Source organism: Mitsuaria sp. MSU3D (assembly GCF_056867975.1).
On record NZ_CP200314.1, the window covers coordinates 6,530,348 to 6,545,686 of the forward strand.

A 15,339-nucleotide genomic window follows, 5' to 3' on the forward strand; every position below is an offset into this window, starting at 1 on the left:
ATCAATGCTGCGTGTCCGAGGCCAGCGCGCGCTCGATGATCTCGCGCACGTCGTTGGACAGGTCCGGCTTGGCGGCGACGCGGGCGATGGCCTCGCGGGCGGCGCTGCGGTACGGCTGCGCCAGCGCGGTCCAGCGGTCCATCACGCGCGCCAGCCGACCGGCGACCTGCGGATTGATCGCGTCCAGCGCCAGCACCTGCTCCGCCCAGAAGACGTAGCCCGCAGCGTCGGCGCGGTGGAAGGCCGCCGGGTTGAACATCGTCAGCGAGAAGATCAGGCTGCGCGCGCGGTTCGGGTTCTTCAGCGTGAAGTCGGCGTGCTTCATCAGCTGCTTGACCTTGGCGAAGGTCTTGCCGTCGCGCTCGGCCGCGCGGCCTTGCAGCGCGAACCACTTGTCGATGACCAGCGCCTCGCCCTTGAACTGGGCGTGGAAGCGCGCCAGCGCGCTGTCGGCCAGCTCCGCGTGCGCCTGCACCAGCGCGGACAGCGCGCCCATGCGATCGGTCATGTTGGTCGCGTCCTTGAAGCGCTGGTACGCGCGACCCGGCCACACGCCGTCGCCGGTGTGGGTCGCGTTCAGGACCAGCATCGCCAGCGACAGGTTCACCAGCGCGCGCTTGCCGCTCTGCACCGGGTCCGGGTTGTAGCCGGTCGTGACCTGATGCGCGTCGAAGGCCCAGGCCCAGTCGGCCTGCAGTGCCGACGCCAGCTGTGTCTGCGCCGCCTCGACCGCGGCATGGATGGCTTGCGGATCGACGACGTCGAGCTGCTCGGCGATGTAGGCCTCGTCGGGCAGTTGCAGCGCCAGCGCCTTGAAGGCGGGGTCCAGCTCCGGATGACGCAGCACCGCGCGCATCGCGTCGATGTAGGCCGCGTCCAGCACCAGCGGCTGGCCCGAGCGCACGGCGCCGAGGATGCGGTTCAGCGCCAGGCGCTGGCTGGCTTCCCAGCGGTTGAAGGCGTCGCTGTCATGCTTGAGCAGCACCAGCAGCTCGGCGTCGCCCAGGCCGTCGTCCAGCACCACCGGCGCCGAGAAACCGCGCAGCAGCGACGGCACCGGCTCGGACGGCACGTTGACGAAGACGAAGGACTGTTCGACCTGATCCAGCACCAGGACGCGCTCGGTGTCGGTGGCGCCGCCGGCGCCGTCTTCCCCTTGCTGCATCAGCGGCAGCGCCTGACCGTCGCGCGACAGCAGCCCCAGCGACACGGGGATCACCTGCGGCAGCTTGGCCGTCTGGCCCTGCGTGGCCGCGCTCGATTGCGTCAGCGTCAGCGTCCAGGTCTGCGCGGCGGCGTCGTACACGCCACGGGCCTGCAGGCGCGGCGTGCCGGCCTGCGCGTACCAGCGCTTGAACGCATCCAGGCGCGTCGTCAGCGGCGAGCCCGGGTTCGCGTCCGCGATCGCCTGCGCGAAGTCGTCGCAGGTCACGGCCTGGCCGTCATGCCGCTCGAAATACAGCGCCATGCCCTTGGCGAAACCGTCGCGGCCGACCAGCGTCTGGTACATGCGGACGACTTCCGCGCCCTTCTCGTAGACGGTCGCGGTGTAGAAGTTGTTGATCTCGACGTACTCGTCGGGACGCACCGAGTGCGCCATCGCGCCGGCATCCTCGGGGAACTGGCGGGCGCGCAGCGCGCGCACGTCCTCGATGCGGCAGACCGCGCGCGCGCTCGGCGTGGCGGCCATGTCCTGGCTGAATTCCTGGTCGCGGAAGACGGTCAGGCCTTCCTTGAGCGACAGCTGGAACCAGTCGCGGCAGGTGACGCGGTTGCCGGTCCAGTTGTGGAAGTACTCGTGCGCGACGATCGACTCGATGCGGGCGAAGTCCGCGTCGGTCGCCGTGGCGGGGGAGGCCAGCAGCGCCGAGGTGTTGAAGATGTTCAACCCCTTGTTCTCCATCGCGCCCATGTTGAAGTCGGACACGCCGACGACCATGAAGCGCTCCAGATCCAGCGGCAGGTTGAAGCGCGCCTCGTCCCACACGACCGACGCGATCAGCGAGTTCATCGCATGCTCGGTCTTTTCCAGGTCGCCCTGGCGGACGTAGACCTGCAGCAGGTGGTCCTTGCCGCCGCGGGTGCGGATGCGCTGCTCGCGCGCGACCAGGTCGCCGGCGACCATCGCGAAGAGGTAGCTGGGCTTGGGGAACGGATCGTGCCACTTGGCCAGGTGGCGGCCGTTGTCGAGCGTGGCCGATTCGATCAGGTTGCCGTTGGACAGCAGCACCGGGTATCTGGCCTTGTCGGCGCGCATCGTCACCGTGTAGACCGCCATGACGTCGGGGCGGTCCAGGAAGTAGGTGATGCGGCGGAAGCCTTCGGCCTCGCACTGCGTGAAGAAGCTGCCGCCGGAGGTGTACAGGCCCGACAGCGTCGTGTTCTTGTCCGGGCAGCAGGTGTTGCGGATCTCGAGCGTGAAGTCCGCGTCGGGCACGTTGTCGATGATCAGCTCATGGCCTTCCTGGCGGAAGGACACGCTCTCGCCGTCGATCAGCACGCGCAGCAGGTTGAGCTCCTCGCCATGCAGGCGCAGGGGGCCGTGAGGCACCGCGGCGTTGCGTTCCAGGCGCATCTTGCTGGCGACCAGCGTCTTGGCCGGATCGAGGTCGAAGCACAGGTCGACGGTGCGGATCCAGAAGATCGGCGCGACGTAATCGGCGCGGCGGATCAGGGTGGCGGTGCCTTCACGCATGACGGACTTCCTTGTAGGAATGAAGAAGCCCCGGGCCGGGGATCGAGCACCGGGGCATGGGTCTCATTGTTTTTCTTAGACGCCCTGTTTGAGGGACGCCGTGATGAACGCGTCGAGGTCGCCGTCCAGCACCTTCTGGGTGTTGGAGATCTCGACGTTGGTGCGCAGGTCCTTGATGCGGCTCTGGTCCAGCACGTACGAGCGGATCTGGTGGCCCCAGCCCACGTCGGTCTTGCTGTCCTCGAGCTTCTGCTGCTCGGCCATGCGCTTCTTCATCTCATGGTCGTACAGGCGCGAGCGCAGGCGCTTCCAGGCGACGTCGCGGTTGCTGTGCTGGCTGCGGCCGTCCTGGCACTGCACGACGATGCCGGTCGGGATGTGGGTCAGGCGCACCGCCGAGTCGGTCTTGTTGATGTGCTGACCGCCCGCGCCGGACGCGCGGTAGGTGTCGGTGCGGACGTCCGACGGGTTGATGTCGATCTCGATCGAATCATCCACTTCCGGATACACGAACAGCGAGGCGAAGCTGGTGTGGCGGCCGCCCGAGGAGTCGAACGGGCTCTTGCGGACCAGGCGGTGCACGCCCGACTCGGAGCGCAGCAGGCCGAAGGCGTACTCGCCTTCCACCTTGATGGTGGCGCTCTTGATGCCGGCGATCTCGTCGTCGGTCTGCTCTTCGACGTCGGCCTTGAAGCCCTTGCGCTCGCAATACTTCAGGTACTGGCGCAGCAGCATGCCGGCCCAGTCGCAGGCCTCGGTGCCGCCGGCGCCGGCCTGGATGTCGATGAAGCAGTTCAGCGGGTCGGCCGGGTTGTTGAACATCCGGCGGAACTCGAGTTCCTCGACCTTCTCGGCCAGCTTGACGGACTCGGCCTCGATGGTCTGGATGCCGGCGATGTCGTTGTCGTCCTTGGACATCTCGTACAACTCGAGGTTGTCGGCGATGTTGGACGTCAGGTGGTTGATCGTCTCGACGACCTGTTCCAGCGTGCGCTTTTCCTTGCCGAGCTCCTGGGCCCGCTTGGGGTCGTTCCAGACGTTGGGGTTCTCCAGGGCGGCGTTGACTTCATTCAACCGCAGTGCTTTGCGGTCGTAGTCAAAGGTACCCCCTTAGCGCGTCGGTACGCGCTTGCAGATCGGTCAGCGTGTTGCCGATCGCATTGATTTGTTCGATGTCCATGATTCGCTCGAAGGGTGGAGCCCCCGAGAGGGGCCCGAAGCCGGGTATTTTCTCATGCTGACGCGAACGGGCTCCCTAAGATGGCGGGATGCGTCCGAAACCGCCTGTCCCCGATGCGGGTTACCCGTCCGGAACCCCCTCCGGCACCCCGTCCGGAACGTTCCGCGCCCGGCGCCGGCGGGTGCGCCGCGGCAATTGGCGGCTGACGCTCATGCTGCTGGTCGTGTGGGCGCTGGTGACCTTCGGCGTCGCGTATTTCGCGCGCGTGCTCAGCTTCGATTTCTTCGGCTGGCCGTTCAGCTTCTGGGTGGGCTCGCAGGGGGCGTTGATCGTCTATGTGGCGATCGTCGTCATCTATGCGACCGTCATGAACCGCCGGGAGGCGGAGGTGGGGGTGCAAGACCCGGCACCGTATTTCGATGAGGTGGAGTCGCGGCGACCGGAGAAGGAGCGCTCGGGGCCGATCACAGGGTTCTGATCGACCGCCGACCTGCTTTGGCCTGGGCGTTGGCCGCCGAGGTATGGGGCCCCAGCCGCAAGGGCTAAAACCCCACACCTCACCGTCCCCAACCACTGCCGTCCTTCCCCGGATTTGCTACCGAGGACTTTCACGATGCGTCGTGCGGGGGCTCGGTTCGAGTCGGCGCAAGCCGGGGTGGGGTCGACGATTTGTGGAGCCTGCGAGACGTATGAGGAGACCCCACCCCGGCTTGTGCCGACGGCGGAGGCAAAGGATCAGAAGGGCGACGAAGCGTCCTGCTTCGCCGCGGCCAGTTGCGCCTGCAGTTCCGCGACTTGTGCGCGCAGCTTGATGTTCTCGTCCTGCAGCGCGCCGACCTGCGCGCGCAGCAGCGCGACGGCCGGATCGGCCTCGAGTTCACCGTCCTCGTTCGTCGGCACGCCCAGCAGCTCCACGGCCACTTCGGCGACGGCGTCGCCCGCGGCCTTCTTGCCGACCTTGGACTCGCGCACGCGCTTGGCGGCCTGGCGCAGTTCCTTCTTCCCGCCGGCGGCGGCGGCGGCCTGTTCCTCGGCGGGCAGGTCGGCGATCACGGCGGCCGCGCTGATCGAGACCTCGCCCGACTTCACGGCCGCCACGAGTTCGGGCGCGGCGGCCTTCTGGATCTTCTCGATCTGCGTCACGGTGGCGCTGCTGATGCGCGCGGCGCGCGCGATCGCTTCGCGGCTTTTCAGCGGCGGGGCGTCGGGCACGGGGGCGGCGGTCGTGTCGGCGACGGGGGCCTCCGGGGCCGGGTCGTTGAGCACGGCCAGCCGGCGCGCTTCCATGATCTCCTTCTTGCGCAGGGCGAGCACGCCGCGCTGGAAGTCGGAGACGCTGCGACGGCCCAGGTGCTGGTCGATCATCCACAGGTGGACGTCTTCCATCGACTTGAAGCGGGTGTTCTGCACCGTCTGGAAGGGGATGCCGTGCTTGGTGCAGATGCCGTGGCGGTTGTGGCCGTCCACGAGGATGTCGCCCCAGAGCACGAGCGCGTCGCGGCAGCCCTCGGCGAGGATGCTGCGCTCGAGCGCGGCGTATTCGTCCTCGGTCAGCGGATCGATGTAGGCCTTGAGTTCTTCGGTGACGATGATGTTCATGGGGACGGGCAGCGGGACGGCAGGGACAACAGGGGAAGACGCCGGCAGGGCATGACCCTGCCGCGCGGTGTTCGGAATGTGCGACTGGCGCGCGGGTCGCACGGGCGACGGACGACGCCGGAAAAGGGCGGCATTCTGCCTAACTCGCGACGCTAACCTGTCGCACCCCGAGCGCGAGCGTCGGAAATCCCACGGAACCCACCCCCAGATGAGCGCCCCCCGATGAGCGAGATGAACGAAGCGATCCCCGCGCCGGTCGACCCGTTGTCCAGCGGCTGGGACTACCCGTCCCCCCATCGGTTGGCGGTGAGCCCCCAACCGGCGGACATCGACGGACTGAACCACACCAACAACGCGGTCTACGTGAAGTGGTGCGAGCAGGTCGCGTGGTCGCACTCGGTGGCGCTGGGGCTGGACATCGAGGACTACCGCCGCCTCGACCGCGCGATGGCGATCCGCCACGGCGGCTACGACTATCTGCTGCCGTCCTTCGAAGGCGAGGCGCTGGTGCTGGGCACCTGGCTGACGGCGGGGGACGGCAAGCTCGCGATGGAGCGCCGCTTCCAGCTGCGCCGCGCGAGCGACGGCCAGACGCTGATGCGCGGCCGCTGGGACCTGGTGTGCATCGACATCAGCGGCGGCCGCCCGAAGCGGATGCCGCCGGAGTTCATCGCGGCGTATCAGGCCGCGGTGGTGTCGACGGACTAGCCGAGGAACTCCTGCACCGCGCGCGCCAGCGCCTCTGGCTGGTCGTGATGCATCATGTGCGCCGCCTGCTGAAGCGTGATGCGCTGCAGGTCCTTGACCACGCTGAGCCGGGTCTCGAAGTCCTCGCGCGGATAGCGGTCGCCCCACCACTGCGAGAGCTGGGTCTCGCTGCCCTCGACCCACAGCGTGGGCGCCTCGATGCGCGACCAGCAGGCGAGCGCCTCAGCCTTCTTGTAGAGCACCGGATTGGTCCGCTTGTGCGCGGGATCGCCGAGGATGTGCCAGCGCCCGTCGTCGCCTTGCCGCGACCAGTGCGGCGCGAGCCAAGCGGCCTTGTCGGCGGAGAGCCGCGGATTCGTCTTCATCAGCCGTTGCGCCACACCCTCGACACTGTCGTAGGTCTTCAGGCTCTGCGGCTCCTTGAGTTCGTCGAGCCAACTCGCGAGCCGCGCCGGCGCCATCTCGGGTGTCGTGTCCGGCAGCCCGAAGCCTTCGAGGTTCACGAGCTTGCGCAGCCGCTGCGGCCGCACGCCCGCATAGGTCATCGCGATGTTGCCGCCCATGCTGTGGCCGAGCAGGTCGACCGGTGCGTCAGGACTGACGGCATCGAGCAACGCATCCAGATCGCCGAGGTAGTCGGGGAACCAGTACGCATCGCTTCCGTTGGCATCGGTGAGCCCGAAGCCGCGCCAGTCGATGGCGACGACGCTGCGCTCCTCGCGGAACGCGTCGACCATGAACTGAAACGACGCGCCGACGTCCATCCAGCCGTGGACCATCACGAGCAGCGGTCGCTGCCCGTCGGGTTCAGGTCCCCACCTCAGGACGTGATGGCGCAAGCCGCGCAGCGTCATGAACTCGCTGCGATGCGGGCGGCGGACGGTGTACTCGGAAGGGGGCGCGGTACTGGAGTCGGTGCTCATGGACGGCGACTGTAGTGCGGCGCGGGGAAGGGCGCTTTCGCCATGGAGACAATGGCGAACCTCAAGATCCGTCAAGGTGCCGGAGCGCTCTACTCAAACTTGTCGCACTCGGGCAAAGATTCATTCGTCCCAGCGGCCCGGCGTTGAAATTTGGAGAAGCAGCCTGGCGGCAATGTGGGAATCAGCGACGGAAGGCTTTCGGGGCAAACCGGGTCTGAGCCACTGCGCAACTCGTCGTCGCTATATGCGCATCGGATTCGCTTGGCGCCGTCGTGGATAGCAACGAAGGTCCCTCGCGAGTACTCAAACCTCACGATCAGTTGCGAACCGGTCTTTGTGCGGCCCCAGATGGACTGGCAGCCGGTGAAACGGTCCCCGGCGTCCTTCGCCCGCGGATAGACAAGCAGGAGCTCGCCCATGTGCGCCTCTTCGCCTGCCGTTGCCGGAGGCTCCGACATCTTGCACGTGTCGGGCGCCGCGTTGGCCGAATGCGCAACGGCGACGATGACCGAAGCGGTCAAGGTACGCCAGGGCATGGGGCCGATGGGCATGACGAGCCCGAGGGGTTTCTTCATGGTCCGATTCTAGAAATCTCTTCGAACACTGACCTCACTGAACGATGTTCGCTCACGCGGGTGCGTGACCCGATGTCGCCAGCAGCAGGCCCGCGGAAAACAGCGTCCAGTCGTTGAGCACATGCGCCAGCGTCGACACCCAGAGGTTGCGGGTCCACAGGTAGGCCAACGACAGGACCAGACGCGCCGAGCCGATGACCACCACGCACTGCACCCAGTTCCATTGGTAGGTGGGGAGGTGGGCCATGCCGAAGATCAGCGCGGAGATCCACCACGCGGCCACGATCGCGGCCCGCCTGGACCAACCCGCGCGCGTCGTGAAGAGCGTCATCAGCGCGAGGAAGGGCAGCATCGTCAGCACTTCCTCACCCAGCAGTTGAGGCAGGGTCCTCAAGGCGAAGAGCCATCGGTCCGCGCTCGAATCATGCGCGAGGACGTCGAAGACCGGATTGGCGCTCACGCCGAAGAAGCGGGTGGTCAGCAGGCCCAGGGCGACCGTGACGACCAGATTGAGCAGGGCGATCCCCACCGCGATCGCGATCGCCTGGATGCCCACGCGTTGGAACAGCGCCCGCCAATGCCGGCCCGCCACGGCACGCAGCACAAGCAAGGGAATGGCGGGGAAGAGGACGGCCGGGACGAAGGCCAGGAGCGGCGAGGACTCGCCGATCGGCAGGTAGAGCGTCAAGAAGCCCGCCACCACGGCCAGCATCAGCCACGCCCATTGAACAGGGCGCAGGGCGACGGGTTCACCGTTGTAGAAGGGGAAGTCTCTCGTCATCCATACAGAATACCCACATGTCCGCAATACCCGACCCTTACACCCTCCGCCCCGCGCGGCCCGACGACCTGAGCGCCATCGTCGGCCTCATCGGCGAGCTCGCCGACTTCGAGCACCTGTCGCACCTGATGGACGTGACGCCCGAGAAGCTGCTCCCGCATCTCTTCGGCGAGCGTCCGGTCTGCGAGGCCATGGTCGCCGAGCACGACAGCGGCGCGGTCGTCGCGTTCGCGCTGACCTTCACCAACTTCTCGACCTTCCTGGGCAAGCCCGGGATGTACCTCGAGGACCTGTACGTGCAGCCCGCGCATCGCGGCGCGGGCCTGGGCAAGCGCATGCTGACGCGCCTGGCGCAGATCGCGATCGAGCGCGACTACGGCCGCTTCGAATGGTGCGTGCTCGACTGGAACGAGAACGCCATCCGGTTCTACGAGAAGATGGGCGCGACGATCATGCCGGACTGGCGGCTGTGCCGTCTGACCGGCGATGCGCTCGCGCGCTTCAAGGGTTGATCCAGTCCCGGCCGATTACTTCAACCAGTCGTTCAGCAGCTCCGGCGGACGCGCGATCAAGGCGCGGTCGCCCTGCACGACGATTGCCCGCTGCAGTAGCTTCGGTCGGTCCGCGACCGCCTGGAGCAGCTGTGTGTCGGTCAGCGAAGCGTCCGCCAGGTTGAGCTCGCGATAGTCGTCCTCGTTGTCGCGCACCATCGCGCGTACCGGCGTGCCGAGCTGCCGGTGCAGCGTCTGCAGCTCGGGCAGCGTCAACGGCGTCTCGAGGTACTCGACGACCTCGGGCCGAAGGCCACGGGACTCCAGCAGCGCGAGCGCCTCGCGCGACTTGGAGCAGCGGGGGTTGTGCAGGATCTTGAGGCTCATGCGGCCCAGTGTAGGAGGCGTCCCGGCCCGCGGCTTCCGCAGCGCGCCCACGTTCAGCTTCGCGATTCACATATCGATATGCGGACCGTCCGCCGCTTGCCCATGCACCTCCCGCGGGCATCGCGATCCTCCCAGGCACCGACATGGCGCTACGGGCTTTCCATGAAGACCGCCCAGGACCCGCTCGCTAGCATCCACGCTCTTGTTCCAGGATGGAGACCCGATGACCGGCAAGACCGCCAAGGACGCCGGCCCGGCCGACGGCATCACCGTGCCCCGCGCGGCGACTCGCGCCGCGCCCGACGCCTACGCGCTGGTCCATGGCGCCTTCCGCTGGCAGGTGCCCGAGCGCCTGGCCATCGCCGAGCTCTGCTGCGGCCGCTGGGCCCGCGAGACGCCCGATGCGCCCGCCGTCTTCTTCGACAGCGACAGCGGCTGCCGCGCGCAGTACTCCTTCGGCCAGCTGCAGCGCGCGGCCAACCGGCTGTCCAACGCGCTGAAGCGCCTGGGCGTGGAGGCCGGCGACCGCGTGGCGCTCGTGCTGCCGCAACGCTTCGAGACCGCCGTCGCGCACATCGCGATCAACCAGCTCGGCGCGGTCGCGATGCCGCTGTCGATGCTCTTCGGGCCCGATGCGCTCGAGTACCGCCTCAGGGACAGCGAAGCCTGCGTCGCGATCGTCGAGGGCGGCGCACTGGACGCGCTGCGCTCGGTGCGCGCATCGTGCCCGGCGCTGCGCCACGTGATGGTCGTCGGCGAGTCCGATGCCCACGAGGGCGAAGCCGGCTGGATGGCCGCGCTGCAGGCCGAGGACGCGCGCTTCGCCGCGCGCGACAACGCGGCCGAGGACCCCGCGATCCTGATCTACACCAGCGGCACGACCGGCGCGCCCAAGGGCGCCTTGCTGCCGCAGCGCGCGCTGCTCGGCAACCTCACCGGCTTCATCGCGAGCCAGAACTGGTTCGGCTTCGATCCGCACGATCCGACCGTGCGCAGCGAGGCCGTGTTCTGGAGCCCCGCCGACTGGGCCTGGACCGGCGGCCTGATGGACGCGCTGCTGCCGTCGCTGTGCTTCGGCCGGCCCATCCTCGGCTACCAGGGCCGCTTCTCGCCGGAGAAGGCCTTCGAGCTGATGCAGCACTACCGCGTCAGCCATACGTTCCTGTTCCCGACCGCGCTGAAGGCGATGATGAAGGCCGTGCCGCATCCCGCCGAGCGCTACACGCTGCACCTGCAGGCCGTCATGAGCGCGGGCGAAGCCGTCGGCGACGCGGTCTTCGACTGGGGGCAGCGCGAGCTTGGCGTGACGATCAACGAGATGTTCGGGCAGACCGAGATCAACTACGTCGTCGGCAACTGCGCGCGGCTGTGGCCGGCCAAGCCCGGCAGCATGGGCCGCGCCTATCCGGGCCACCGCGTCGCGGTCATCGATGAGGAGGGGCAGGTCTGTCCGCCCGGGCGGATCGGCGAAGTGGCCGTGCATCGGCGCGACGCGCAGGGCGTGCCCGATCCGATCTTCTTCCTCGGCTACTGGCGCAACGAAGCGGCGACCGCCGCGAAGTTCACCGGCGATCCGGCGGACAGCTGGTGCCGCACCGGCGACCTCGCCCTCGCCGACGAGGACGGCTACCTCTGGTACCAGGGGCGCTCCGACGACCAGTTCAAGGTGGCGGGCTATCGCATCGGCCCGGGCGAGATCGAGAACTGCCTCGTGCGCCACGAGGCCGTCGCCAACGCCGCCGTCGTGCCCAAGCCCGATGCCGAGCGGGGCGCGCTGGTGAAGGCCTTCGTCGTGCTGGCGCCGGGGCGGCAGCCGTCGGCCGCGTTGGTCGCGGAGCTGCAGGACTTCGTCAAGCAGCGGCTCGCGCCCTACGAGTACCCGAAGGAGATCGAGTTCCTCGACGCGTTGCCGATGACGACCACCGGGAAGGTGCAGCGCCGCGTGCTGCGGCAACTGGAAGCGGACCGCGCGACGGGACGCGTTGTCTGATCCGTTGACTGCCTAGGCCGCTGGCCCTCACCCCCGCCCTCTCCCGCAAGCGGGAGAGGGAGCAAAGCCGGGACCGCGAGAGAGAGCAAGCCCGGTCAGCTTGCGCGCGTGTTGCGCAGCTTCACGTAGAGCTTGGTGTTGGCGCCCGGTTGCGGCTGCAGCAGCGCCGCGTCGGGCCATTGCTCCTGGCCGGTCAGCACGGTGCAGGCGCGGGACGGCTTGCCCTTGGGTGTCTCGGGCTCGCGCTGCTGGGCCTCGGAGGGCAGCGGCAGGCGCAGGTGCTGGCCGCCCTCCGTCCAGTCGAGGTTCCACTGCGGCTGGTCGCTGCACACGATGACGCCGTCGATCTGCGGGAACATCCAGCGCACGTACCAGGGCAGCAGCTCGGTGCGCAGCCGCTGCCCGACCGCGACGATGCGCCGCACCGTGGCCATGTCCAGCATCTCCGGCGGCGTCGCGAGGTCGATGCTCAGCCGCACGCCCAGATCCCCCTTGGGCACGTTGGTGCCGAAGTCCATGTCCTTGGCCTGCTGCTCGGGGAAGGTCGGCAGGTCGAAGCGGCCCTTGTCGTCGAGGGGGATGGGGATGTAGTCGTCGTCGCTCATCAGCGCGAGCTTGGTGCCGGCCGGCGGCGGCTTGGTCGTGTCCTTCGCGTCGGTCAGCACGAAGCGGCTCACGAACAGGCCTTCGCCTTCGGTGCGCAACTTCGACAGCAGCTCGTTGAGCCGCTTGTAGGGGAAGGAGGCGCCGCGCTTCATGTCGCTCTGCACCGTGGGCAGGGCCACCGCGCCGGAAGCAGACGGTGCGACCGCGACGGCGGCCGACGTCTCGGCGGCGGTCGCCGCGGCGATCGGATCGCAGGCGGCGAGGGTGCTCACCACGGCGATGGCGATCGCGACGACTGGAACGCGGCGCGCCGCGCGGGTGAACTGCTGGGGCTTCACTTCGACTCTCTCCCTGTGTCGCAAAGCGCGATCTGCGCTGAACGGTGCGCGGCCGGTGTGGGTTGACGACGCGTGTCCCGCATCGGGGTGTCATCGATCGGACCGTGGCGCGAGCACGCGTCCGTGCTCATCGCCGGCACTTGCCGCGCGCCTCGGCGAGCAGCCAGAACGGCGCGCTCAGCAGGCCCGCGCCGCCGCCCGCGAACTCGCCCTTCAGGCAGTCGCCGCTGGCGCCTTTCATCATCTCGTTGCCGAGCTTCGTCGACGCATCGATCTTGTCGGGCGCGAGGCTGGCGTGGTCCGCGCGCTCGGCGAGCAGCGGCTGGCCCTGCGTCGACTGGCGGACCGCGCGCTGCGTCGCGGCGCCGTACATCAGGTCCCGGCCGGTCGCACCGGAGGCCGCCGAGGCCGGCGCCGGCGCGGCGACCACCACGGTGGATCGCGGCTCTTCCGCGTGGCGGTCGACCTCGGGTCGTGGCGCCTGGACACGCGCTGACGGCGGTGTCGACGGGGCGGTCTGAGAGGACGGCATGTCGGGGTCAGGCCTTGCCCGACGATCCGCAGACCGGGCGACCAGCGTCGTCTTCGGCGCCGGCTTCGGCAGCGGCGGCAACTGGATCGTCACCATGCGGATGGACGAACTGCGCTGCTCCCGGTGGGCGTCGGCCCCGTGCCAGGCATGCTGAAGCCAGCCGATCAGCGCGACGTGCAGCAGCAATACCGCGCCGATCGCGAGCGCGCGTGGGCCGAGGCGGCGCTTCCGCCCACGCGGGGCGCGAGGATCGAGAGGATCTCGGGCCTCACGCGCCGCCATCGGAGCCTCCGTCCTCGGGCTCGTCGCCCGGCTCCCAGGCGAGCAGGTCGCCGGGCTGGCACTGCAGCACCGCGCAGATCCGCGACAGCGTGTCGAAGCGCACCCCGCGCACCTTGCCGGACTTGAGCAGCGAGAGGTTGGCCTCGGTGATGCCGATGGCCTCGGCGAGCTCCTTCGAGCGCATCTTGCGCTGCGCGAGCATCACGTCGAGTCGGACGACGATGGGCATGGGCGGGGTTCCTGGGCCGGTCCGCTCAGACGAACTCGGCGTTTTCCTGCGCCATGCGCTGGGCCTCGCGCATCACCATCGCCATCGCGATCAGCACCAGGCCCAGCAGCAGCATGATGTAGTGCTCGCTGGCGAGGTGCACGGACAGTATCCGCTGCCCGGGCGGATTGCCGAGCGTCAGCGCCAGGATGGTGACCGTGAAGGTCAGCGGCATGACCAGGGCCATCGTGGTCACCGACTGACCCAGGCGCCGCAGGTGGCGCGTCGCGCCATCGGTGAAGACCTCGCCGCGCAGGTAGGCGCCGAAGAGGCGCCACAGGCACAGCAGCGCGAACAAGGTCAGCAGCGTCTGCGGCAGGTTGACCACCAGGCCCCACGCGCGCGCGACGGCGTCGAATTGCAGGGGGCAGTCCAGGCCCCAGTCCGAGCGCGCGGTGCGTTCCACCAGGCCGCGGTTGGTCCAGAACATCGCTTGGAATCCCACCACCACCGCCATCGCGATCAAGGCCATCGCACGCACGCAGTGAGCAATCCAGCGGATGCGCTGGTGGCTGGCAGGGAAGGGTGCGTCGCTCATGATCTTACCGTCGGGTGGCAAGAAATTACTGTAAAACAATAATTTGATCGGTGCAACGGCGCGGGGTGTAAAGGCGGAGCGGCGCGCTCGCGCGGCGATCGCCCGGCCATCGCGTGGACCGGCGCGCAGATCGTGCAGGCCTGCGAGGACAGCCTGCGTCGCCTGCAGATCGAGACCATCGACCTGTTCCAGATCCACTGGCCGGCGCGCCCTGTGCGATGTTCGGCGGCGTCTACTTCGAGCCGGCGCAGTGAGCGCCCCTCCGCCGTTCACTCGATCAACAGCTCGAACGCGCCGCCGGCCAGCTTCTGGCCGTTGACCATCACCTCGATCGCGTGCGTGCCCGCATAGTGCGTGCGCGTCGTGAAGTTGCGCAGCGCGCGACGGATGCGGATCGGCGTCGACGCGCCCGCTTCGAGCTCCACGGTCTTCAGCTTGAAGACCTTCGGCGACGCGCGGCCGTTCTTCTTCACGTAGTGCACGGCGTAGTCGACGACCAGGCGTTGCGTCGTGTCGGCGGTGGAGCGCAGTTCGAAGGCGATCTCCACCTCACCGCCGATCGCGACGCGTGCGGGCTCGATCGCGAGCCCTTCGACGACGGCCAGCGCGCCCTCGCTGGCGCCGATCAGCTTCAACGCCCGCGCATCGCCCTGCTTGATCCGCGAGCGCAACGCATGCTTGACGATCCACGCGCTGCGCTCGTCGGCCAGGTCCCAGCCGGCCACGTGGGCGAAGACCCAGTCCGCATGGTCCTTGGTGATGTCGTTCAGGTTGTTGGCGACGGAGCGCCGCACGTAGAGGCTGTCGTCGGCGCGCAGCGCCTGCAGGATCGCCGCCAGCGGCGCCGGGTCGGCGACCAGCGCGTCGAGCCGGAACGACCACGGCAGGCGTGGTCGGCAGCCCTCGCTGGCCAGACGGCGGACGTGCTCGTCGCGATCGGTGGTCCAACGGGTCATCGTCTTCAGCGTGCTGGCCAGGTCCTGGCGCAGGAAGGGCCGGATCGCGAATTCGGCGGTGCCATGCGCGGTCATCCGCTTGAGCGCCTTCAGCGACGCGGCAGGATCGTGCAGGCCGTAGCTCGCGACGAAATCGCACAGCCCCATGTTCACGAAAGCGCCGCCCGTGTGCGGCGCCGCGGCGACCACGGCATCGAGCTTCGCCGCGAAGCTGCCGGGCAGCGCGGCGTCGAGCGCCTCGGCCACGCGGTGAACGCGCTGCATGATCGACAGCGGCTCGAGCCCCTCGGTCGCCACGGCCAGGAAGCGCTTGCGCTGGAAGCCCGGCGCGGACTCGGAGAACACCGATGCCAGCGATCGCAGCGCGGTGTCGCCGATCAGGTCCTTGAGGTTGTAGCTGGAGGTCGAGGCGGCGTCCGTCATGGGGGCTCGGTGAACACGAAGTCCGCCGCAGCGTAGCGCGCGCGCCGCCATCGGCTGTCAGCAGGCT

17 protein-coding genes are annotated in these 15,339 nt (G+C 68.6%); 5 read left to right on the top strand and 12 right to left on the bottom strand.

Annotated elements, in window-relative coordinates:
* Position 1 precedes the first annotated feature (1 nt).
* Positions 2-2,695 (bottom strand): aminopeptidase N, encoded by a 2,694-nt coding sequence (gene pepN / locus AC1VNM_RS28745; RefSeq protein ID WP_483109176.1) that lies wholly within the window; start codon positions 2,693-2,695, stop codon positions 2-4.
* A 75-nt stretch (positions 2,696-2,770) separates the two neighbouring features.
* A protein-coding gene (gene prfB, locus AC1VNM_RS28750) for a peptide chain release factor 2 (protein ID WP_431102144.1) occupies positions 2,771-3,875 on the bottom strand; the annotation gives its coding sequence in 2 pieces (ribosomal slippage) (positions 2,771-3,793 and positions 3,795-3,875; 1,104 coding nt in all).
* Between the two features lie 88 nt (positions 3,876-3,963).
* Here prfB and AC1VNM_RS28755 point away from each other — a divergent pair.
* Positions 3,964-4,353 (top strand): DUF4212 domain-containing protein, encoded by a 390-nt coding sequence (locus AC1VNM_RS28755; protein ID WP_483109177.1) that lies wholly within the window; start codon positions 3,964-3,966, stop codon positions 4,351-4,353.
* 257 nt (positions 4,354-4,610) lie between these two features.
* Here the strand turns inward: AC1VNM_RS28755 and AC1VNM_RS28760 are convergent, their stop codons facing one another.
* Positions 4,611-5,474, bottom strand: coding sequence for a ParB N-terminal domain-containing protein (locus AC1VNM_RS28760; protein WP_483109178.1), 864 nt, complete (start codon positions 5,472-5,474; stop codon positions 4,611-4,613).
* A gap of 222 nt (positions 5,475-5,696) precedes the next feature.
* On the opposite strand from AC1VNM_RS28760, the gene AC1VNM_RS28765 reads away from it, so the two are divergent.
* On the top strand, positions 5,697-6,182 hold the full coding sequence (locus AC1VNM_RS28765) for an acyl-CoA thioesterase (RefSeq protein ID WP_483109179.1): 486 nt from the start codon (positions 5,697-5,699) through the stop codon (positions 6,180-6,182).
* On the opposite strand, the gene AC1VNM_RS28770 is transcribed toward AC1VNM_RS28765, so the two are convergent.
* The 3 genes from AC1VNM_RS28770 to AC1VNM_RS28780 all read right to left on the bottom strand — a co-directional run bounded on the left by AC1VNM_RS28770 (position 6,179) and on the right by AC1VNM_RS28780 (position 8,461).
* Positions 6,179-7,105 (bottom strand): alpha/beta fold hydrolase, encoded by a 927-nt coding sequence (locus AC1VNM_RS28770; RefSeq protein ID WP_483109180.1) that lies wholly within the window; start codon positions 7,103-7,105, stop codon positions 6,179-6,181. The two genes, AC1VNM_RS28765 and AC1VNM_RS28770, sit on opposite strands and share 4 nt — an antisense overlap.
* An 89-nt stretch (positions 7,106-7,194) precedes the next feature.
* Positions 7,195-7,680, bottom strand: coding sequence for a hypothetical protein (locus AC1VNM_RS28775; protein ID WP_483109181.1), 486 nt, complete (start codon positions 7,678-7,680; stop codon positions 7,195-7,197).
* 52 nt (positions 7,681-7,732) lie between these two features.
* On the bottom strand, positions 7,733-8,461 hold the full coding sequence (locus AC1VNM_RS28780) for a CPBP family glutamic-type intramembrane protease (RefSeq protein WP_483109182.1): 729 nt from the start codon (positions 8,459-8,461) through the stop codon (positions 7,733-7,735).
* A gap of 17 nt (positions 8,462-8,478) precedes the next feature.
* Here AC1VNM_RS28780 and AC1VNM_RS28785 point away from each other — a divergent pair, with 17 nt between their 5' ends.
* Complete coding sequence (locus AC1VNM_RS28785) at positions 8,479-8,973, top strand: GNAT family N-acetyltransferase (protein ID WP_483109183.1); 495 nt, start codon at positions 8,479-8,481, stop codon at positions 8,971-8,973.
* A gap of 15 nt (positions 8,974-8,988) precedes the next feature.
* Here AC1VNM_RS28785 and arsC read toward each other — a convergent pair whose 3' ends face one another.
* Positions 8,989-9,339, bottom strand: coding sequence for an arsenate reductase (glutaredoxin) (gene arsC, locus AC1VNM_RS28790; RefSeq protein WP_483109184.1), 351 nt, complete (start codon positions 9,337-9,339; stop codon positions 8,989-8,991).
* A gap of 223 nt (positions 9,340-9,562) precedes the next feature.
* On the opposite strand from arsC, the gene AC1VNM_RS28795 reads away from it, so the two are divergent.
* Positions 9,563-11,329 (top strand): acetate--CoA ligase, encoded by a 1,767-nt coding sequence (locus AC1VNM_RS28795; protein ID WP_483109185.1) that lies wholly within the window; start codon positions 9,563-9,565, stop codon positions 11,327-11,329.
* Between the two features lie 95 nt (positions 11,330-11,424).
* On the opposite strand, the gene AC1VNM_RS28800 is transcribed toward AC1VNM_RS28795, so the two are convergent.
* The 4 genes from AC1VNM_RS28800 to AC1VNM_RS28815 form a co-directional block, all read right to left on the bottom strand.
* Positions 11,425-12,273, bottom strand: a complete 849-nt coding sequence (locus AC1VNM_RS28800) for a hypothetical protein (RefSeq protein ID WP_483109186.1) — start codon at positions 12,271-12,273, stop codon at positions 11,425-11,427.
* A 127-nt stretch (positions 12,274-12,400) separates the two neighbouring features.
* Entirely contained in the window at positions 12,401-12,991 is a 591-nt protein-coding gene (locus tag AC1VNM_RS28805) for a hypothetical protein (RefSeq protein ID WP_483109187.1), read from the bottom strand.
* An 82-nt stretch (positions 12,992-13,073) separates the two neighbouring features.
* A complete protein-coding gene (locus AC1VNM_RS28810; RefSeq protein WP_088408757.1) occupies positions 13,074-13,316 on the bottom strand; it encodes a helix-turn-helix domain-containing protein in 243 nt (80 codons plus the stop codon).
* A 25-nt stretch (positions 13,317-13,341) separates the two neighbouring features.
* Complete coding sequence (locus AC1VNM_RS28815; RefSeq protein WP_377156892.1) at positions 13,342-13,893, bottom strand: DUF2975 domain-containing protein; 552 nt, start codon at positions 13,891-13,893, stop codon at positions 13,342-13,344.
* Between the two features lie 132 nt (positions 13,894-14,025).
* Between AC1VNM_RS28815 and AC1VNM_RS28820 the strand changes: the two genes are divergently transcribed.
* Positions 14,026-14,244, top strand: coding sequence for a hypothetical protein (locus tag AC1VNM_RS28820; protein ID WP_483109188.1), 219 nt, complete (start codon positions 14,026-14,028; stop codon positions 14,242-14,244).
* On the opposite strand, the gene AC1VNM_RS28825 is transcribed toward AC1VNM_RS28820, so the two are convergent.
* Entirely contained in the window at positions 14,163-15,272 is a 1,110-nt protein-coding gene (locus AC1VNM_RS28825) for a DNA alkylation repair protein (RefSeq protein ID WP_483109189.1), read from the bottom strand. The genes AC1VNM_RS28820 and AC1VNM_RS28825 overlap by 82 nt on opposite strands.
* Positions 15,273-15,339 lie beyond the last annotated feature (67 nt).